General features: G+C 70.5%; 20 protein-coding genes. 9 read left to right on the top strand and 11 right to left on the bottom strand.

Annotation, left to right across the window (positions count from 1 at the left end):
- Nucleotides 1–17: 17 nt before the first annotated feature.
- The 5 genes from OZN99_RS04030 to OZN99_RS04010 are packed head-to-tail and all read left to right on the top strand — an operon-like array spanning nucleotide 18 to nucleotide 5138.
- A complete protein-coding gene (locus OZN99_RS04030; protein WP_270933888.1) occupies nucleotides 18–1004 on the top strand; it encodes a Bug family tripartite tricarboxylate transporter substrate binding protein in 987 nt (328 codons plus the stop codon).
- Between the two features lie 23 nt (nucleotides 1005–1027).
- Nucleotides 1028–2269: an LVIVD repeat-containing protein gene (locus OZN99_RS04025; protein ID WP_270933887.1), complete on the top strand. Its 1242-nt coding sequence runs from the start codon at nucleotides 1028–1030 to the stop codon at nucleotides 2267–2269.
- A 2-nt stretch (nucleotides 2270–2271) separates the two neighbouring features.
- Complete coding sequence (locus tag OZN99_RS04020; RefSeq protein WP_270933886.1) at nucleotides 2272–3327, top strand: CobW family GTP-binding protein; 1056 nt, start codon at nucleotides 2272–2274, stop codon at nucleotides 3325–3327.
- 28 nt (nucleotides 3328–3355) lie between these two features.
- Nucleotides 3356–4345 carry a Bug family tripartite tricarboxylate transporter substrate binding protein gene (locus OZN99_RS04015; RefSeq protein WP_270933885.1) on the top strand — a complete coding sequence of 330 codons (990 nt, stop codon included), beginning with the start codon at nucleotides 3356–3358 and terminating at the stop codon, nucleotides 4343–4345.
- A gap of 13 nt (nucleotides 4346–4358) precedes the next feature.
- Nucleotides 4359–5138, top strand: coding sequence for an SDR family NAD(P)-dependent oxidoreductase (locus OZN99_RS04010; RefSeq protein ID WP_270933884.1), 780 nt, complete (start codon nucleotides 4359–4361; stop codon nucleotides 5136–5138).
- Here the strand turns inward: OZN99_RS04010 and OZN99_RS04005 are convergent, their stop codons facing one another.
- Nucleotides 5139–5537, bottom strand: a complete 399-nt coding sequence (locus OZN99_RS04005; RefSeq protein WP_270933883.1) for a RidA family protein — start codon at nucleotides 5535–5537, stop codon at nucleotides 5139–5141.
- A 113-nt stretch (nucleotides 5538–5650) separates the two neighbouring features.
- On the opposite strand from OZN99_RS04005, the gene OZN99_RS04000 reads away from it, so the two are divergent.
- Entirely contained in the window at nucleotides 5651–6085 is a 435-nt protein-coding gene (locus OZN99_RS04000; RefSeq protein ID WP_270933882.1) for a YidB family protein, read from the top strand.
- 136 nt (nucleotides 6086–6221) lie between these two features.
- Here the strand turns inward: OZN99_RS04000 and OZN99_RS03995 are convergent, their stop codons facing one another.
- From OZN99_RS03995 to OZN99_RS03970, 6 genes are all read right to left on the bottom strand, one after another.
- Nucleotides 6222–6584 carry a cytochrome C oxidase subunit IV family protein gene (locus tag OZN99_RS03995; RefSeq protein WP_270933881.1) on the bottom strand — a complete coding sequence of 121 codons (363 nt, stop codon included), beginning with the start codon at nucleotides 6582–6584 and terminating at the stop codon, nucleotides 6222–6224.
- A gap of 11 nt (nucleotides 6585–6595) precedes the next feature.
- The gene (locus OZN99_RS03990; protein WP_270933880.1) at nucleotides 6596–7312 is read right to left on the bottom strand and encodes a heme-copper oxidase subunit III family protein; all 717 of its coding nucleotides are present in this window, start codon (nucleotides 7310–7312) and stop codon (nucleotides 6596–6598) included.
- Between the two features lie 8 nt (nucleotides 7313–7320).
- Nucleotides 7321–8028, bottom strand: a complete 708-nt coding sequence (locus OZN99_RS03985; RefSeq protein ID WP_270933879.1) for a cytochrome c oxidase subunit 3 — start codon at nucleotides 8026–8028, stop codon at nucleotides 7321–7323.
- Complete coding sequence (gene ctaD / locus OZN99_RS03980) at nucleotides 8025–9806, bottom strand: cytochrome c oxidase subunit I (RefSeq protein ID WP_270933878.1); 1782 nt, start codon at nucleotides 9804–9806, stop codon at nucleotides 8025–8027. Before ctaD ends, OZN99_RS03985 begins: the two co-directional genes overlap by 4 nt.
- 31 nt (nucleotides 9807–9837) lie before the next feature.
- Complete coding sequence (locus OZN99_RS03975; protein ID WP_270933877.1) at nucleotides 9838–10638, bottom strand: cytochrome c oxidase subunit II; 801 nt, start codon at nucleotides 10636–10638, stop codon at nucleotides 9838–9840.
- Between the two features lie 303 nt (nucleotides 10639–10941).
- Nucleotides 10942–11127, bottom strand: a complete 186-nt coding sequence (locus OZN99_RS03970; RefSeq protein WP_270933876.1) for a hypothetical protein — start codon at nucleotides 11125–11127, stop codon at nucleotides 10942–10944.
- Nucleotides 11128–11476: 349 nt separating this feature from the next.
- Between OZN99_RS03970 and OZN99_RS03965 the strand changes: the two genes are divergently transcribed.
- From OZN99_RS03965 to OZN99_RS03955, 3 genes are all read left to right on the top strand, one after another.
- Nucleotides 11477–13267 (top strand): FAD-dependent oxidoreductase, encoded by a 1791-nt coding sequence (locus OZN99_RS03965; protein ID WP_270933875.1) that lies wholly within the window; start codon nucleotides 11477–11479, stop codon nucleotides 13265–13267.
- 166 nt (nucleotides 13268–13433) lie between these two features.
- Nucleotides 13434–15305 carry a 2-oxoacid:acceptor oxidoreductase subunit alpha gene (locus OZN99_RS03960; RefSeq protein ID WP_270933874.1) on the top strand — a complete coding sequence of 624 codons (1872 nt, stop codon included), beginning with the start codon at nucleotides 13434–13436 and terminating at the stop codon, nucleotides 15303–15305.
- Nucleotides 15302–16357, top strand: coding sequence for a 2-oxoacid:ferredoxin oxidoreductase subunit beta (locus tag OZN99_RS03955; protein WP_270933873.1), 1056 nt, complete (start codon nucleotides 15302–15304; stop codon nucleotides 16355–16357). The genes OZN99_RS03960 and OZN99_RS03955 overlap by 4 nt, the downstream gene beginning before the upstream one ends.
- Before the next feature lie 152 nt (nucleotides 16358–16509).
- On the opposite strand, the gene OZN99_RS03950 is transcribed toward OZN99_RS03955, so the two are convergent.
- From OZN99_RS03950 to OZN99_RS03935, 4 genes are read right to left on the bottom strand one after another with little or no spacing between them, the layout of a single operon-like run.
- Nucleotides 16510–16959: an RrF2 family transcriptional regulator gene (locus OZN99_RS03950; protein ID WP_270933872.1), complete on the bottom strand. Its 450-nt coding sequence runs from the start codon at nucleotides 16957–16959 to the stop codon at nucleotides 16510–16512.
- Between the two features lie 9 nt (nucleotides 16960–16968).
- Nucleotides 16969–17298 (bottom strand): thiosulfate oxidation carrier complex protein SoxZ, encoded by a 330-nt coding sequence (locus OZN99_RS03945; RefSeq protein WP_270933871.1) that lies wholly within the window; start codon nucleotides 17296–17298, stop codon nucleotides 16969–16971.
- On the bottom strand, nucleotides 17295–17744 hold the full coding sequence (locus OZN99_RS03940; protein ID WP_270933870.1) for a thiosulfate oxidation carrier protein SoxY: 450 nt from the start codon (nucleotides 17742–17744) through the stop codon (nucleotides 17295–17297). The genes OZN99_RS03945 and OZN99_RS03940 overlap by 4 nt, the downstream gene beginning before the upstream one ends.
- Nucleotides 17744–19027, bottom strand: coding sequence for an NAD(P)/FAD-dependent oxidoreductase (locus OZN99_RS03935; protein ID WP_270933869.1), 1284 nt, complete (start codon nucleotides 19025–19027; stop codon nucleotides 17744–17746). The genes OZN99_RS03940 and OZN99_RS03935 overlap by 1 nt, the downstream gene beginning before the upstream one ends.
- Between the last annotated feature and the right edge of the window lie 174 nt (nucleotides 19028–19201).

Raw genomic sequence — 19201 nt, 5'->3', positions numbered from 1 at the left:
CAGGGAGGAACGGGACGATGGCGCGCATCACGCGACGCGGGACGATGCTGGCGGCGGCCGCCGTATTGGCCGGGACGGGGCGCGCCGCAGCGCAGGCCTGGCCCAGCCGGCCGGTACGCATCATCGTCCCCCTGGTGCCAGGCGGCACCACGGACGCCATCGCCCGCGTGATCGCGGAGCCGCTGTCCCGCGCCGTCGGCCAGCCCGTGGTGGTGGAGAACCGGCCCGGCGCGAATGGCTGGATCGCCAACGACTACGTCATGCGGGAGCGGCCGGACGGCCACACGCTGATCGCCAACAACGTCTCGACCTTCGCCATCAACTCCGCCGCGCCGCCGCCCGACCGGCAGCTGACGCCGGCGCGCGGCCTGGTGCCGATCGCGCATCTCGGCGAGACGCCGCAGGCCATCGTGGTGCCCGGCAACTCGCCGGCAACCAGCCTGGCGGACTTCATCGCGCGCGCCCGCGCCGCGGCCAATGCACCGCTGGTCTATGCCTCGGCCGGCGTCGGATCCTACCAGCACATCGACATGGAGCTGTTCGCGCGCCGCGCCGGGATCCAGCTGACCCACCTGCCGCTGCGCGGCGCCGGGGAGATGGTAACGGCGACGCTGCGCGGGGACGCGCAGATCGCCGAGTTCAACGTCATCACCGCGCAGCAGCACCTGCAGACCGGGCGCCTCCGGGCGCTGGCCGTCGTCTCGCGCGAGCGCCTGCCGCAGCTGCCGGACGTGCCGACGACGGCGGAAGTCGGCTTCCCGGAGATGACGACCGCGCTGTGGAACGGCCTCTTCGCCCCGGCCGGCACGCCGCAGCCGATCCTGGAGGCGCTGCACGGCCATGTCCTGCGCATCCTGCGCGACCCGGAAATCACCGGCGGGCTGGAGCGCGCCGGCACGCGGCTCCGCCCGAACGAGACCCAGGCGGCCTTCGCCGCCTATGTCGAGCACGAGGTCGCGCGCTGGACCGCGCTGGTCCGCGAGCTCGGCATCACCATCGGCTGACCCACAACCACCGGACCGCACGCATGACCATCACCCGCGCCGAATCGAAGCCGGCCGCCATCTGGAACTTCAGGCTGATCGGCCACCACGAGCTGAATGGCTTCGGCGGCATGGGCGAAGGGCTGTCCATGCAGATGGCAAAGGACGGCCGCCGCATCCTCTGGGCCGCGCATGAGAGCGCGCCGAAGAACTTTACGGCCATCGACGTCAGCGATCCGCGCAACCCGAAGGTCGTGGTGCAGACGGACCTGCCGCACCAGAATATGCGCTCCAACTCGCTGGAGACCTCGGGCGACATCATGGCGGTCGCCTACCAGACCAAGCAGGTGGACATGCAGCCCGCCGGCTTCGAGCTGTTCGACATCTCGAAGCCGGAGGCGCCGCGCTCCATCGGCTTCTTCGACGCGTCGGGCCCCTATTCGCGCGGCGTGCATCAGCTGTGGTTCTGCGACGGCGAGTTCGTCCACATGGCCGCCGGCGCGCGGGACTTCCAGCCGCACGACATGAAGGACGACCAGTTCTACCGGATCGTGGACGTGCGCAATCCATCGAAGCCGGAGGAGGTCGGGCGCTGGTGGATGCCGGGCCAGCGCGTGGGCGACAACGCTCCGAAGATCCAGCGCCATCCGCAGCCCATTCGCGACAGCGGCTTCCGCGCGCACAACACCAACGTCTATCCGCAGAAGCCGGACCGCTGCTACCTGGGCTACCTCGACGGCGGGATGTTCATCCTCGACATCTCCGACAAGTCGCTGCCGCGCGTCGTCTCGAACTGGGACAACTCGCCGCCCTATCACGGCTTCACCCACACCATCCTGCCGCTGTTCGGCCGCGACCTGTTCGTGGTGACCGACGAATCCACCGTGGATAATGCCGCGGACTGGCCGAAGCTGATCTGGATCCTGGACGGGCGCGACGAGACGAATCCCGTGCCCATCGCCACCTGCCCGATGCCGCCGGTCGCCGACTTCAAGGACCGCGGCGGCCGCTTCGGCGCGCACAACCTGCACGAGAACGTGCCGGTGCCGGGCTGCTGGCAGTCCGAGAACATCATCCTCGGCACCTTCTTCAACGGCGGGCTGCGCGCCTTCGACATCACCGACCCCTACCGCCCGCAGGAGGTCGGCCACTTCGTACCGGAAGCGCCGCGCAACTCCTCGCTCGGCGCCATCCAGATCAACGACGTCTTCGTGGACGACCGCGGCGTGGTGTTCTGCGTCGATCGCAAGATCGGCGGCCTCTACATCCTGGAGATGGATTTCTAGGCATGACGGACGCCGCGCTCTTCGCCGGCGTCTTCCCGCCCGGCGCGGCGGCCGGCCCCTTCGGCCGGCGCCAGCGCCGCGCCCGCGGCGCGCGGGTGCCGGTGATCCTGGTCACCGGCTTCCTCGGCGCGGGCAAGACCACGCTGGTCAAGGCGCTGCTGGAGAGCGAGGCCGGCCGCGCCACGGCCGTGGTGGTCAACGAGTTCGGCGAGATCGGCATCGACCAGGCGCTGCTGGCGCCGAGCGCGGAGGGCAAGGTCGCACTATTGGGCAATGGCTGCCTCTGCTGCGCCGTGCGCAGCGACCTCGAGGACGCCTTCCGCACCCTGTTCACCGACCGCGCGCGCGGCGCCGTGCCCCATTTCGACCGGGTCGTGCTGGAGCTCAGCGGCGCCGACGACCCGATGCCGGTGCTGCAGACCTTCCTCGGCGAGCGCGCGCTGGCCCGCGAATACCACATCCAGGCGATCGTCGCCGTGGCGGATTCCGCGACCGGCCGCCTCGCGCTGCGCGACAACCCGGAGGCCGCGCGGCAGATCGCGCTGGCCGACCGTATCGTGCTGAGCAAGTCCGACCTCGCTTCGGCCGAGGAGGTTGCTGCGCTGACGATTGCGATCCGTGCGATCAACCCGGATGCCCCGCTGCGCGAAGCGCGGCATGGCCAGGTCGATCCTGACTTCCTGCTGGCGGATTCCATCCTGCCGCCGCCGAGCGCCCTGCAGGCCGATGCGCCGGGCCATGCGGCGGGCCTGTCCACCTTCGTGCTGGACTTCGACGCGCCACTGCCCTGGCGCGCGCTGACGGCCGCGCTCGGCCTGCTCTGCGAGATGCGGGGCGCGGACCTGCTGCGGGTGAAGGGGCTGGTTGCGGTGGAAGGCTGCCGCGGACCGGTGGTGATCCACGCGGTGCGCCACCTGCTGCACCGGCCTGTCGAGTTGGAGGCCTGGCCGGATCCGGCGGCGGCCCGCTCGCGGCTCGTCTTCATCACCTCGGGCGGCCTGGGCCGCGCGGCGGTCGCGGCGCTGTTCCGCGCCGTGGCCGGCCTGGCACCGCCCTAGACACGACAACGACCTGGGAGGAACCACGATGCACAGCCGGCGCCGGACCCTCGCTGCCCTTGCCGCCCTGGCGGGCGCCCCGATCCTGGCGCGCCCCGCTCTGGCGCAGGACAACTTCCCCTCGCGCCCGCTGCGCATGATCGTCCCCTTCGGCCCGGGTGGTGCCAACGACATCGTCGCACGCCTCATGCAGCCGGTGCTGGCGCAGAAGCTGGGCCAGCCCGTGGTGATCGAGAATCGCGCCGGCGCGACGGGCAACATCGGCATGGAAGCCGCGGCACGCTCCGCGCCCGACGGCTACACGATGGTGCTCAGCAATGCCGGCGCGGTCGCGGTGAACCCCAACGTCTTCCCGCAGATGACCTGGCACCCGATCCGCGACTTCGTCAGCGTGACGCTGGTGGTGGAGACGCCGAACATCATCGTCGTGCATCCCTCGGTGCCCGTGCGGACGCTCGCCGAGTTCATTGCCTATGTCCGCGCGCGGCCGGGCCAGCTGAACTACGGCTCCGCCGGCAGCGCCAGCCAGAACCGGCTGGAGATGGAGGTCTTCGCCAAGGCGCAGGGGCTTCAGGTGGTGAACGTGCCCTATCGGGGCGGCGCGGGCCCGGCGATGAACGACCTGATCGCGGGCCACCTGCAGATCATGTTCACCACCGTGCCGACCGCGTTCGGTGCCGTGCAGTCCGGCCGGGCGCGGCCGCTGGCGGTCACCACCGCGCAGCGCTTCCCCGGCCTGCCGGAGGTGCCGACCCTGGCGGAGCTCGGCTTCCCGCAGCACACTTCCTCCTCCTGGCAGGGGATGCATGTGCCGGCCGGCACGCCGCCCGCAGTGGTGCAGCGGCTGTTCGACGCGATCACGGCCACGCTGCGCGACGAGGGCATCGCGCGGCGCCTGCTGGAAGCCGGCGCGGTCCCCTCGCCCAGCGAGAGCCCCGCGGCCTTCGCGCGATTCCTGGAGTCCGAGGTCGTGCGCTGGCGCGGCGTGGTGCAGGATGTCGGCGTGACGCCGGACTGAGGGAGCGGAGCGCATGTCGGGCAAGGTCGCATTCGTCACCGGGGCCGGGCGCGGGATCGGCTTCGCGACCGCGCGGCGCTTCCTGGCGGAAGGCTGGCGCGTCGCGCTCCTCGACATCGATGCGGAGCTGCTGGGCAACGCCATGGCGCAGCTCGCCGCGCCGGAGGCGACGCTGGCGCTGCATTGCGACGTGGCGGATGCGGCCGGCGTGCAGGCCGCCGTGCGGCGCGCGGCGCAGCATTTCGGCCGGCTCGATGCGCTGGTGAACAATGCCGGCACAGCGGTGTTCAAGCCGATCCTGGAGACGACGCCGGAGGAATGGAACCGCGTGCTGGCAGTGAATCTCTCCGGCCCCTTCCTGGCGACCCAGGCTGCCGCGCCGATCATGGCGGAAGGCGGCGGCGGGGCGGTGGTGAACATCACCTCCATCTCCGGGCTGCGCGCCTCCACGCTGCGGGTGGCCTACGGCACCAGCAAGGCGGGGCTGGCGCACCTGACCAAGCAGCAGGCGGTTGAGCTCGCCTCCCTCGGCATCCGAGTGAACGCCGTGGCGCCGGGCCCGGTGGACACCGCCATGGCCAAGGCGGTGCACACGCGGGAGATCCGCAAGGACTACCACGACACCATCCCGCTGAACCGCTACGGGCTGGAGGAGGAGCTGGCCGAGACGATCTTCTTCCTGTGCAGCGACCGCGCCAGCTACCTGACCGGCCAGGTCATCGCCGTGGATGGCGGCTTCGAGGCGACGGGGATCGGGCTGCCCACGCTGCGCGCGGCGCGGCGGAACCTGTAGTCACGCCGGCTTCCAGGCCACCAGGTCGATCTCGACCAGGGCGTCGCGCGCCAGGCCGGTGACGCCGACGCAGGTGCGCGCGGGCAGCCGGTCCGGCGGAAAGTAGCTGGCATAGGTGCGGTTCATCGCCTCGTAGTCGCGGGCGAAATGGGTGAGGTAAACACGCGCCTGCACCACGTCCCGCAGCGCGAAGCCGGCGCCGTCCAGCACGCGCAGCAGGTTCTCCATCACCTGCCGGGTCTGCGCCTCCACGCCGTCGGGCAGCGGCAGGCGGTTGTCGCGGGGATCGGTCGGCATCTGGCCGGTGACGAGCAGCCAGGGGCCGGCGCGGACGGCGTGGCTGAACGGCGCCACGCGGTCGGGGCCTTCGGGCAGCACGATGAAGACGGGGGCGTCCATGGGGCGGTCTCGCTTTGCGTTGCGTACGGGCCGCTGTGCCTGCATCGCGGGGCGGCTGCAACCGCCAGGACGGCCAGCGGTTCTTCCTCGATTGCATCCGAGGGAGAACTCACATGGCTCGCGGCACACCTTCCCTTCTGGCGCTGCTCGGCGTGCTCGCCGTCGCCGGCTACCAGAACCGGGACAAGCTGGCGGAGATGCTCGGCGGTGCCGGCGCCCGCCGTCCCGCCGGACCGCCCGGCGAGGCCGGACGCCTGGGCGGCGTGCAGACCGGCGGCATTGGCGGCACGCTCACCGAAGGGCTGCGCGACCTGGTGGACCGCTTCCGCCAGAGTGGCCATGGCGAGACGGCCGAGTCCTGGGTGCGGCAGGGCCCCAACCGCGAATGCGACGCCGCGCAGCTCGAGGCGGCGATCGGGGCGGAGACGCTGGATGCGCTGTCGCGCCAGACCGGCCTCTCCCGCGAGGAGATCTGCGCCCGACTGAGCCGGGAACTGCCCACCGCGGTGGACCGCTACACGCCGGAGGGCCGCCTGCCCGACGCGTGAGGGCGGGCCGGCTCAGCCGAAGGCGCCGAGGACCCAGGCCAGGACCAGGGCCAGCGCAACGCAGAGCACCAGGCCGAGCCCGATGATGCTGCGGTTGCGCAGGCGCGGCTGGGGCGATGGTGGGTCCGCCATCGCCTCAGCCGCTACCGTCGGTTAGGAAGCTCTGCCGCATGAACAGCGTGTAGTCGGATTCCAGGACCATCAGCGCGGCGAAGACCAGCACGGCCAGCGGCGGGATGAGGATGGCGTAGGCCAGCGCCAGCCTCTCCCACTTCATGTGCATGAAGACCGCCACGATCAGCCCGGCCTTCAGCATCATGAACAGCAGGATCAGCCCCCAGCGCAGCAGCCCCTGCAGGTGGAAGAAGTCCACGAGGTAGGAGAAGAGGCTGAGCACGAAGAGCCAGCCCCAGACCACGAGGTAGGTGCGCACGGGGTGCTGCTGCCCTTCCTCCTGCGCGGGAGCGTGCAGCGGCGCGTGGACGGATGCCTGTGCCATGGTGGCCTCCCTCACCACAGGTAGAACAGCGCGAAGATGAAGACCCAGACCAGGTCCACGAAGTGCCAGTAGAGGCCAGCGATCTCCACCATCTCCCAGCGCCCGCGGCGGCCGGTCAGCGCGCCCGGCCGCTGCGCATCCAGGTCGCCACGCCAGACCTTGCGCGCCATGACCAGCAGCATGATCACGCCGATGGTCACATGCGTGCCGTGGAAGCCGGTGATGGTGAAGAAGGCGGCGCCGAACTGCTCCGCGCCCCAGGGATTGCCCCAGGGGCGCACGCCCTCGTGGATCAGCTTCGACCATTCGAAGGCCTGCATGCCGACGAAGGTCGCGCCGAACAGCGCGGTCGCTAGGATCAGCGCCGTTGTCATCCGGCGGTCGCGGCGATAGGCGTAGTTCACCGCCATCGCCATGGTGCCGCTGCTGCTGATCAGCACGAAGGTCATGATGGCGATCAGGATCAGCGGCATGTGCGTGCCGAAGATCTCCAGCGCGAAGACCTCGCTGGGGTTCGGCCAGGGGACCGTCGTGGACATCCGCACCGTCATGTAGGACAGCAGGAAGCAGCCGAAGATGAAGGTGTCGCTGAGCAGGAAGATCCACATCATGACCTTCCCCCAGGACGCTCCCTTGAAGGAGCGCTGGTCGGAGGACCAGTCGGCGACCACGCCGGTCCAGCCCGCGGGCCGGGCGGCAAGCGTGGCATGCGGCGTGGCGGTGTCCATCGTCGATCCTACCCGAACGGTGCGGTGCAGAGCGCGATCAGCCAGTCGAGCGAGGGCGAGAAGGCGAGCGTCGCGAAGAGCAGCAGCCAGGCCAGCAGGAGGAAGTGCCAATAGGCCGCGCAGAGCTCCACGCCGAGGCGCAGCGCATCAAGCCGCGCGCGCCGCAGCCGGGCGCCGGCGCGGCCGAGTGCCACCAGCCCACCCAGCACATGCAGGCCGTGTACGGCAGTGATGAGGTAGAAGAAGGCATCCGCCGGGTTGCTGGTGAGCACGAAGCCCGCGGCGGCCAGCTGCCGCCAGGCCAGCAGCTGGCCCAGCACGAACAGCAGGCTGGCGCCGGCGCCGGCCAGCAGCCAGCTTCCCGTCGCGTCGCGGTCGCCGCGCCGGGCAGCGAGGACCGCGCGATGCAGCGCGAGGCTGGCGAGAACCAGCAGCACGGTGTTGGCCCAGAGCACGGGCGGCTGCGGCGGCGGGCTCCAATCCGCCAGCTCGCGCCGCATGGAATAGGCGCTCAGCAGCAGCACCAGAAGCGCCGTCGCGACCGCCATGAACACGCCGAGGCCGATGCGCGCGGCCGATCCCGCCGTGGCGTCGTCGGGCCGCAGATCAACCGCCGGCCCCGTCTCCAGCCAGGGCTTCGCCGCGATGCCATGCCGCGCCAGCCACCAGCCGGCGATGGCGGCCAGCGCGCCGATCAGCAGCAGCGCGGCGGTCACGTGGCATGGCCCTGCGCCGCGTGGCCCGGCGCGGGGTGCGGCTGGTTCTGCGGCACGAAGTCCTCGGCGACGCCCGGCACGGCGTAGTCGTAGGCCCAGCGATGCACCACCGGCAGCTCCGGGCCCCAGTTGCCATGGCCGGGCGGCGTCTGCGGCGTCTGCCATTCGAGCGTCGTGGCGCGCCAGGGGTTGGGCCCGGATTCCCTGCCGTACCGCAGGCTCCAGACCAGGTTGAACAGGAACAGCAGCTGCGCGGCGCCGACCACCAGCGCGACGACGCTGATGAAGGCGTTGAGGTCCTGCGCGGAGGCCGGGACGAAGCTTGTCTCGCCGATCTCGTGGTAGCGCCGCGGCACGCCGAGCAGGCCGAGATAATGCATCGGGAAGAAGATCGCGTAGGCGCCGAGGAAGGTGACCCAGAAGTGGATCTTCCCCATCGTGTCATCGAGCATCCGCCCGGTGACCTTCGGGTACCAGTGGTAGATCCCGCCGAAGATGACCATCACCGGCGCCACGCCCATCACCATATGGAAATGGGCGACGACGAACATCGTGTCGGAGAGCGGCACGTCCACCACGACGTTGCCCAGGAACAGGCCGGTCAGCCCGCCATTGACGAAGGTGACGATGAAGCCGAGCGCGAAGAGCATCGGCACCGTCAGGTGGATGTTGCCGCGCCACAGCGTCAGCAGCCAGTTGTAGACCTTGATCGCCGTGGGGATCGCGATGATCAGCGTGGTGGTCGCGAAGAAGAACCCGAAATAGGGGTTCATCCCGCTGACATACATGTGGTGCGCCCAGACCACGAAGCTGAGCGCGCCGATGATGACAATGGCCCAGACCATCATGCGGTAGCCGAAGATGTTCCGGCGCGCATGCGTGCTGATGAGGTCGGAGACGATGCCGAAGGCCGGCAGCGCGACGATATACACCTCCGGATGCCCGAAGAACCAGAACAGGTGCTGGAACAGGATGGGGCTGCCGCCGCCGTGGCGCAGCTGCTGGCCGAATTCCACCAGCATCGGCATGAAGAAGCTGGTGCCGATCAGCCGGTCCAGCAGCATCATCACCGCGCCGACGAACAAGGCCGGGAAGGCCAGCAGCGCCATCACCGTGGCCGTGAAGATGCCCCACACCGTCAGCGGCATGCGCATCAGCGTCATCCCGCGCGTGCGTGCCTGCAGCACGGTGACGACGTAGTTCAGCCCGCCCATGGTGAAGCCGGCGATGAACAGGCAGAGCGAGACCAGCATCAGCACGATGCCCCAGTCGCGCCCCGGCGTGCCCGACAGGATCGCCTGCGGCGGATAGAGCGTCCAGCCCGCGCCGGTCGGACCGCCTGGCACGAAGAAGCTCGCCACCAGCACCAGCACGGCCAGCAGGTAGATCCAGTAGCTGAGCATGTTGACGAAGGGGAACACCATGTCCCGCGCACCCAGCATCAGCGGGATCAGGTAGTTGCCGAAACCGCCCAGGAACAGCGCGGTCAGCAGGTACACCACCATGATCATCCCGTGCATGGTGATGAACTGGTAGTAGGCCGGCGGGTCGATGAAGGAGAAGGTGCCGGGAAAGCCGAGTTGCAGGCGCATCAGCCAGGACAGCACCAGCGCCACCAATCCGATCGCGATCGCCGTCAGCGAGTACTGGATGCCGATGACCTTGGCGTCCTGGCTGAAGACGTAGGTGCTCCACCATCCATGCGGATGCGGAAGCTCCATCTCCGGCACCTCGGCGGCCGGTATCGGGCCACCGGCGCCGTGTGCGATCTCGCTCATCGGTCCGCCTCCCTCCCCTCGCCCCGCCGGGCTAGCGCGGCCGCGCCGCGAGACCGGCGAAGCTGCCGCGGCTGCCCAGCCAGGCCTGGTGCTCGGCCTCGGTCTGCACCACCACGCGGCCGCGCATGATCGCGTGCCCCTGGCCGCAGAGCTCGGCGCAGAGCACGTCGAAGGTTCCGGTGCGCGTGGGGGTGAACCAGAAATACGTGACGGAGCCCGGGATCATGTCCATCTTGGCGCGGAACTCCGGCACGTAGAAATCGTGCAGCACATCGATGGAGCGCAGCAGAACCTTCACCGGGCGCCCGATCGGCAGGTGCAGATCCTCGCCGTCCAGGATCACGTCGTCCTGGCCGGCGGCATCGCCCGGCACGACGCCCAGCGGGTTGTCCGGGCCGATCAGCCGCGTGTCCACGGCGCCGAGCCTGCCGTCCGGGCCGGGCAGGCGGTAGGCCCAGCGCCATTGCTGGCCGACGACCTCGATCTCCGTCGCATTCGCCGGCACGGTGACGAACTGGTGCCAGACGACGAGCCCGGGCGCGAGCATCGCGGCGACGCCGACGGCGGTGGCCAGCGTCAGCCAGATCTCGAGGCGCTTGTTCTCCGGCTCATAGGCGGCGCGATGGCCGGGGCGCGCGCGATAGCGGAACACGCACCACGCCATGAACAGCACCACCGCGGTGAAGACGACGCCGGTGATCCAGAAGGTGATGGTGATCGTCGCGTCGATGAAGTGCCAGTTGGAGGCGATCGGCGTCCACCACCAGGGACTCCACAGGTGGAATGCCACGGAGCCGACTGCGACGAGGACGAGGACGAGCGCGACGATCATGCCGAGCCCTCCGGGCCCTGGTCGGCGTGGCGTGGCTGGCGCGCTTCGGCGCCTTGTCCGGCCGGGCCTGCCTGGGCCCGAACGGCGGCTTCCTCACCCTTCGACATCCTCCAACCCTCTGCTGGTGCAGCAGGCGAGGCACGTGCGCGTCACGATGGCGGGCGGAAGACGCGGCGAACAAGAGCCATGTCCGCGAGGTCCCCGTGACGTGATCGACGACGCGCAGGGCGGACGGTTGGCCAAGCGCCGCCCTCGCAGGCAGCGCGGGATGCGGGCAGGCGGCGCCGGCGGTGCCGCCGGGCCTCAGTTCGAGCCAGCGACCAGGCGCAGCTCGCGGTCCAGCGCCTGCAGCTCGCCGCGCAGCGACTGCGCCTCGACGCACGGAATGCCGTCGCTGCGCACCTCGAGTTGCTGCAGGCGCTCGACAAGCACGGCGCGGCGCTGCGCCAGGTCGGTCAGGCAGACGAAGCGGTCCTGCAGCTCGGGCATCGCGACCTCCTTCCGGGCCTGCGCGCAAGCCTAGGTCGGCGCGGCGCGGCCGTGCCAGCACTTCGCATGCTGCACCGCAAACGTGGCGATCACCCCCTGGTGACCGGCCCCTAGGCAGCGCCGCGGCGTTGCGGCATCGTGGCGCTCTGCGCGGTCGACTCCTGGCGGAGACGACCGCGCCAACGAAGCCGGGTCGCGCAACGCACTGGATCCTGGGGAGGATCCTCGCAGCGGCGCCTTGCGTCCCTTGCGTTGGCCTCCTCGCCACGGGCAGCCTTGCCCTGGACCTTGCCTGTGACGACCAGGGGGCGCCCGCTCGGGCGTCCCGGCATGGTGAGGGAGGTGCGGCGTGAAGGTGACCGAACTCAGGTCCCCGGACCATTTCCACAAGGTGGTGGACTGCCAGCATGCGTGCCCGGCGCATACGCCGGTGCCCGAATACATCCGGCTGATTGCGGCCGGCCGCTACACCGATGCCTACATGGTGAACTGGCGGTCCAACGTCTTCCCCGGAATCCTCGGCCGCACCTGCGACCGCCCCTGCGAGCCCGCCTGCCGCCGCGGCCGGGTGGAGGAGGAGCCGGTGGCGATCTGCCGGCTGAAGCGCGTCGCGGCCGACCACAAGGACGACATCCGCGGCCGCCTGCCGCCCCCGGCCGAGCAGCGCAACGGCAGGCGCATCGCCTGCATCGGCGGCGGCCCGGCCAGTCTGACGGTGGCGCGCGACCTGGCCCCGCTCGGCTACGAGGTCGTCGTCTTCGACGACAACGCCAAGGCCGGCGGCATGATCCGCACGCAGATCCCGCGCTTCCGCCTGCCGGAGGAGGTGATCGACGAGGAGGTCGGCTACGTGCTCGGCCTCGGCGTCGCGACGCGGCTGAACCGCCGCGTCGACAGCCTGAAGGCCGTGCTGGACGAAGGCTTCGACGCCGTCTTCGTCGGTACCGGCGCGCCGCGCGGCCGCGACCTCGACATCCCCGGGCGGCAGGAAGCTGCGGCGAACATCCATATCGGGATCGAGTGGCTCTCCTCCGTCTCCTTCGGCCACATCAAGCGCGTCGGCCGGCGGGTTGTGGTGCTGGGCGGCGGCAACACGGCGATGGATTGCTGCCGCTCGGCGCGGCGGCTCGGCGGGGAGGAGGTGACTGTCGTCGTCCGCTCCGGCTTCGACGAGATGAAGGCGAGCCCGTGGGAGAAGGAGGACGCGATGCACGAAGGCATCCCGATCCTCAACTTCATGGTGCCCAAGGCCTTCACCCATGAAGGCGGCAAACTGACCGGCGTGGTGTTCGAGAAGGTGGCGCCGCAGCGCGACGCGGAGGGCCGCCGCCAGCTGCTGCCGACCGGCGAGGCGGACGTGCACATCCCCTGCGACGACGTGCTGGTGGCGATCGGGCAGGAGAACGCCTTCCCCTGGATCGAGCGCGACATCGGGCTGGAGTTCGGCCGCAACGGCCTGCCGAAGCTGGACGCCACGACGCACCAATCCACGCTGCCCCGGGTGTTCTTCGGCGGCGACGCGGCCTTCGGGCCGAAGAACATCATCTGGGCGGTCGCGCACGGGCACGAAGCCGCGGTCTCCATCGACCTGTTCTGCCGCGGCGAGGACCCGCGGCTCCGCCCGCCGCCGGAGACGAGCCTGGTCAGCCAGAAGATGGGCATCCATGAGTGGAGCTACGACAACGACGTCTCCATCGACCTGCGCTTCAAGGTGCCGATGCGCGCGCCAGAGGTGGCGCTGAAGGACATCCACACCGAGGTCGAGCTCGGCTTCAGCCTGGACACGGCGCTGCGCGAGGCGGAGCGCTGCCTCAACTGCGACGTCCAGACGGTGTTCGCGCCGAAGCTCTGCATCGAATGCGACGCCTGCGCCGACATCTGCCCGGTAGACTGCATCACCTTCACCGAGGACGGAGAGGAGGCGGAGCTGCGCACGCGGCTGCGCGCGCCGGCCATCAACAAGCAGCAGGACCTCTACATCGGCGAAGGCCTGAAGACCGGCCGCGTCATGGTGAAGGACGAGGATGTCTGCCTGCATTGCGGCATGTGCGCCGAGCGCTGCCCGACCGGCGCCTGGGACATGCAGAAGTTCCTGCTCGAAACCGCCAAGCCGAGGGCTCACGCATGCAGCCGTGTATGACGCGCGCCGATGCAGCGCATCGGCGCCCTCAATCGCCGGCGCGCGCCTCCGCGCGCGTCGCGCCAGGGGCGCGCTCGTCGCGCGACGCTTCGCGCCACTTGGCGCGGCGGCCATTCGGCCGCTCGGCCGGCTTCGCCGGCCGCCACCATAAGCCGGTGAGGCACGCATGCCAGAGGGTCTGAACCGCGCCGCGGCGGTGCAACCGCTCGCCGCGGTCAACGACTTCGTCGTCAAGTTCGCCAACGTCAACGGATCGGGCTCCGCCAGCGCCAACCAGCTTTTCGCGAAGTCGATCCTGCGCATGGGCGTGCCCATCGCCTCGCGCAACATCTTCCCCTCCAACATCCAGGGCCTGCCGACCTGGTTCGAGGTGCGGGTCTCCGGTGCCGGGCATCTCGGCCGGCGCGGGGGCGTGGACCTGATGGTGGCGATGAACCCGCAGACCTGGGATCGCGACGTCGCGGAGGTCGAGCCGGGCGGCTACCTGTTCTACGACAGCACGCGGCCCCTGCCCGCCTCGCGCCTGCGCTCCGACATCACCCCAATCGGCGTGCCGCTGACGGCGATGTGCAACGAGGCGTACCAGGATCCGCGGCAGCGGCAGCTGTTCAAGAACATCATCTATGTCGGCGCGCTGTCCGCCCTGCTGGACATGGACCCGGAGGCGACCGCCCAGCTGATCCGTGAGCAGTTCAAGGGCAAGGACAAGCTGATCCAGCCCAACCTTGACGCGCTGCAGATGGGGCGCGACTGGGCGCAGAAGAACCTGGCCTGCCCGATCGGGCTGCGCCTGGCCCGCGCCGATGCCGTGGGCGATCGCATCTTCGTGGACGGCAACGCAGCGGCGGGGCTCGGCGCGGTCTATGGCGGCGCCACGGTCTGCGCGTGGTATCCGATCACGCCCTCCACCTCGCTGGCCGAGGCCTTCGAGCGGCGCGCGAAGCAGTTCCGCACCGCGCCGGACGGCACCAAGCGCTACGCCATCGTGCAGGCGGAGGACGAGCTGGCTTCGATCGGCATGGTGATCGGCGCCGGCTGGAACGGCGCGCGTGCCTTCACCGCCACCTCCGGGCCCGGCATCTCGCTGATGGCAGAATTCGTCGGGCTGGCCTATTTCGCCGAGATCCCGGCGGTGATCTTCGACGTGCAGCGCGCCGGCCCTTCCACCGGCATGCCGACCCGCACGCAGCAGGCCGACATCCTGTCGGCGGCCTATCTCAGCCATGGCGACACCAAGCACGTGCTGCTGCTGCCCGAGGATCCGCACGAGTGCTTCACCATGGGTGCCGACGCCTTCGACCTCGCGGAGCGGCTGCAGACGCCGGTCTTCGTCATGCTCGACCTCGACATCGGCATGAACGACTGGCTCTGCGCGCCCTTCGACTGGGACGACACGCGCCGGATGGACCGCGGCAAGGTGATGACCGCCGAGGAGCTCGAGGCCGGCAAGACCTTCGGCCGCTACCTCGATGTGGATGGCGACGGCATTCCCTATCGCACCTGGCCAGGCACGCACCCGACCAAGGGGTCGTTCTTCACCCGCGGCACCTCCCGCGATCGCTATGCGCGCTACACGGAGGAAGGCCCGGCTTACGTAGACAACATGGAGCGGCTGCTGCGGAAGTTCGACACGGCGAAGCAGCTGGTGCCGCGCCCCGTCGAGACCTGCGCCAAGCAGCCCGCGTCGCATGGCGTGATCTTCTACGGCTCGACCTCGGCCGCCATGCGGGAGGCGCTGGAGGAGCTGGAGCGCGACGGCATCCACCTGGACGCCCTGCGCATCCGCGCCTTCCCCTTCCATGACGACGTGCTGGACTTCGTTCGCCGGCACGAGCGGGTGTTCCTGGTGGAGCAGAACCGTGACGCCCAGCTGCGCACGCTGCTGGTGACCGAGGGCGAGATCGATCCCGCGCGCATCGTCCCGGTGCTGCACTACGACGGCACGCCGATCACCGCGCGCTTCATCCGCACCGCCATCGCGGAGCGCGTGGCGCGCGACACCATCGTCCCGATGACCCGTGCGGGAGCCGCCGAATGACCTTCCTCCCGAAGCCCAAGCTGCACCACCCGCTGCTGGCGACCAACGCGCTTGGCCTGACGCGGCGCGACTACGAGGGCGCGATCTCCACCCTGTGCGCCGGCTGCGGCCACGATTCGATCAGCGCCGCCATCGTGCAGGCCTGCTTCGAGCTGGAGCTGCCGCCGCACCGCATCGCTAAGCTGTCGGGCATCGGCTGCTCCTCCAAGACGCCCACCTACTTCCTGGGCGCGGCGCACGGGTTCAACTCCGTGCACGGGCGCATGCCCTCCGTGCTGACCGGGGCTAACCTGGCGAACCGCGACCTGGTCTATCTCGGCGTCTCCGGCGACGGAGACAGCGCCTCCATCGGCCTCGGCCAGTTCGCGCACAGCATCCGCCGCGGCGTGAACATGACCTACATCGTCGAGAACAACGGGGTGTACGGGCTGACCAAGGGCCAGTTCTCCGCCACCTCGGACAAGGGCTCCAAGGCGAAGAAGGGCACGATCAACACCGACGAGCCGATCGACCTGGTGGCCATGGCGCTGCAGCTCGGCGCCACCTTCGTCGGACGGTCCTTCTCCGGCGACAAGACGCAGCTCGTGCCGCTGATCAAGGCAGCGCTCTTGCACCCCAGCGCGGCCTTCATCGACTGCATCAGCCCCTGCGTCGCCTTCAACAACCATGAGGGCTCGACCAAGAGCTTCGACTTCGTGCGCGCCCACAACGAGGCGGTGAACCGGCTGGACGTCATCGTCGGCCGCGATCGCATCGAGGCGGAGTACGAGCCCGGCACGGCAGTGGACGTCACCCAGCACGACGGCACGGTGCTGCGCCTGCGCAAGCTGCATCCGGAACATGACCCGACCGACCGCGTCTCCGCAATGAACTACCTGCAGGAACGCAAGGCGGCCGGGGAGATCGTCACCGGGCTGATCTTCCTCGATCCCGATCCGGCCGACCTGCACGACCATCTCGGCACCAGCGCGGATCCGCTGAACGCGATGGGCGACGCGGATCTCTGCCCGGGCGCGGCGATGCTGGAACGCGTCAACGCCGCCTACCGCTGAGCGGCCCGCGCCGTCCTACTTGGCTTGCGAAGTGCTGACGCACTTCGCCCCCAATCGCCGGCGCGCGCCTCCGCGCGCGTCGTGCCGACTGCACGCCTGCGGCGTGACGCCCGCTATGCGGGCCGGCAGGTCAGCACTTCATGAGCCGGGTATCAGATCGCGAAGTCGAGCGGCTCCGTCTGCGGGCGCCGCAGGCCGGCGGAGGCGGCGCGCCGCAGCAGGTCGGCCACCGTCAGCATCGCCAGCCTCTCGCGCAGCAGCGCGTCCAGCTCGGCCCAGAGCGGCGCGGTAACGGCGACGCCGAGCGGCCCCGCGGGCTCCTGCCCGGGATCCTCCGCATCGCGCACAGCCTGCGCCACCTCGATCAGGGGGATGGCACGCGGCGCGCGGGCCAGCCGGTAGCCGCCCCGGGGGCCGCGCGTGCTGTCCAGCAGCTCTGCCCGGGTCAGCGCCTGCAACACGGGCTCGATTCCCCGCCGCTGCGCCCCGAGCCGCTCGGCGATCTCCGCGGCACCTGTCACAGCGCCGCCCCGGCCGGCGTGGAAGGCCACATCGAGCACGATGTCGATCGCCATCAGCACGCGGTCGCGGCGCAGCAGCATCGCGGCGCGTCAGGCTACGGTGACGCGCGCGGTGGTGCGTGCGACGCGCCCGCGCTCGTCGGTCCAGGCGAACTCGATCTCGCTGTTCCGCTCCAGCCGCAGGAAGAAGACGTGGAAGGGATTGGGCGAGGTGCCGTTGCGCAGCTCGGCCTGCAGCGCGACCTCGCCGTTCACGCGCACCACCAGGCGGTTCAGCAGGTCGCGCGGCACGGTGCGGCTGCCGTCCTGCCGCAGACCGGTCTCCATCGGGTGCTCGATCAGGGTGCGGATCTCGAACACCTCGCCGGCGCGGACCTGGCGGGGGATGCGGATGCGCGGGGTGGAGAGGCTGCCGCTCATGACAGACACCCTCCCGTAGCCACGCGGATCTCCGCCACGGCGCGGCGCACCGACCCGTCGCTCATCTGCGCCAGCACGACCACGCGCTGGTCCTCCGCCAGGCGGATGCGCGTCTGCACCTCGGCGCGCGGCAGAAGCGGCGTCAGGCGAAAGCTGGCGACGCCCGGCGTCGGGTTGCGGGTGGCGAAGACATGGATGGCGGCGACGTGCTGGGCCTGGGTCTGCGGGCTCTCCACGACGATGCCGAGCGGCACCTGGCCGCCATTCTCGGCCACCGCCGGCACGCGCAGCGCGATGCCGCCCTCCTCCGGCACGGCATCGCCGACCTGCTCGCGGATGGCGGCCGCGAGCGCCTCCTCCTGCGCCAGGGCGGACCAGGGCAGGACGGCAAGGCCGAGTGCCGCACCGAGCGCCCCTCGTCGCGTCAGGGAAGGCGTCGGACCCATCAGGCGAACATGTCCCTCGTGATGCTGTCGTACCAGGCGTCGGCGTAGGTCGCCTCCAGCCGGCGCTGCTCAGGTAGGTTGCCACGCGGCGAAACGCCACCGGAATTCGGCACCTCCACGATCGCCGCACCTTCCGCGTTCGGGCGGAAGATGCCGACGATGGAGATGCCGTACTCCGGCCCGACATGGCTGTAGCAGGTGTTGTAGTACACGGCCTGGGGCGGCGCCTCCCCGCGCAGCGACGCGGCCGCGCTCGCCACCGCCTGCTTCGCCGTGCTGTTGGCGATGTAGCCGGATTTCGGCATCGGGCCCGGGATGTTCGCGTCGCCGACCACGTGGATGCCCTGCGCGGCGCGCGCCTCGAAGGTGATGGGGTTCACGGGGACCCAGCCCGACTGGTCGGCCAGCCCGGCCTCGATGGCGATGCGCGCGGCCGATTGCGGCGGGATGACGTTGGCCACCGCCACGCTGTGGCGCGTGCCGAACTCCGTCTCCAGCACGCGCTCGCGCGGATCCACCCGCACCACGCGCCCGTCGCGGTTGGAGGGCACCCATTCGATCAGGCCGGGATAGAGCTCGTTCCAGGCATCCTGGAACAGGCCCTGCTTGCTGAACGCCTCCTTCGCGTCCAGCGCCAGGATCTTCGACCGCGGCTTGGCGCGCTTCAGATAGGCCGCGATCATGCTGATCCGCTCATAGGGGCCAGGCGGGCAGCGGAACGGGTTGGCGGGGATCGCCAGGCCTACCACGCCGCCATCCGGCATCTCCTCAAGCTGGCGACGCAGCAGCAGGGTCTGCGCGCCGTCGCCGGGGACCCAGGCATGCGGCATGGCCTCCGCCGCCGCCTCGTCATACCCCTCCAGCGCGCCCCAGCGGAGGGCGATGCCGGGCGAGAGGATCAGCCGATCGTAGGACAGCGTCTCGCCGCCCTGGAGCCGCACGCGGCGCGCGGCCGGGTCGATCCCGGCGGCCCAGTCATGCACCACGCGGACGCCGCGCGCGCGCAGCCCGTCATAGCCATGCGTGATCTGCTCGATCCGCTTCACGCCGCCGATCACCAGGTTGCCGTAGGGGCAGGTGACGAAGCGCGTCTTCGGCTCCACCAGCGTCACCTCCAGCCAGGGGAAGCGCCGGCGCGCGAAGCTGGCGGCGGAGGCGCCGCCGAAGCCGCCGCCAATCACCAGCAGCCGGGCCTGGGCCTGGGCGCTGACGCGCCGCGGTGCGGCGAGCGGAGCGAAAAGCGCGGCGCCGAGGACGGCGCGGCGCGGCAGGCGAGCGTTCATGCGCGGTCTCCTCAGCGCGGCAGCCGGGCGAAGTGGTCGGCGACCTGGGCGATCTCGGCCTCGGTGTAGCCGCGCGCGACGCGGCCCATGATGGTCGCCGGGCGCTCATTGGCGCGGAAGGCCGCCATCAGCGCGCGCAGCTCCGCCGCGTCGCGGCCGGCCAGGGCCGGGATG

The sequence above is a fragment of the Falsiroseomonas oryzae genome (genome assembly GCF_027856955.1).
In the GTDB taxonomy this organism is placed as follows: domain Bacteria; phylum Pseudomonadota; class Alphaproteobacteria; order Acetobacterales; family Acetobacteraceae; genus Falsiroseomonas; species Falsiroseomonas oryzae.
This window is presented reverse-complemented; position numbering and strand designations above follow the sequence as displayed.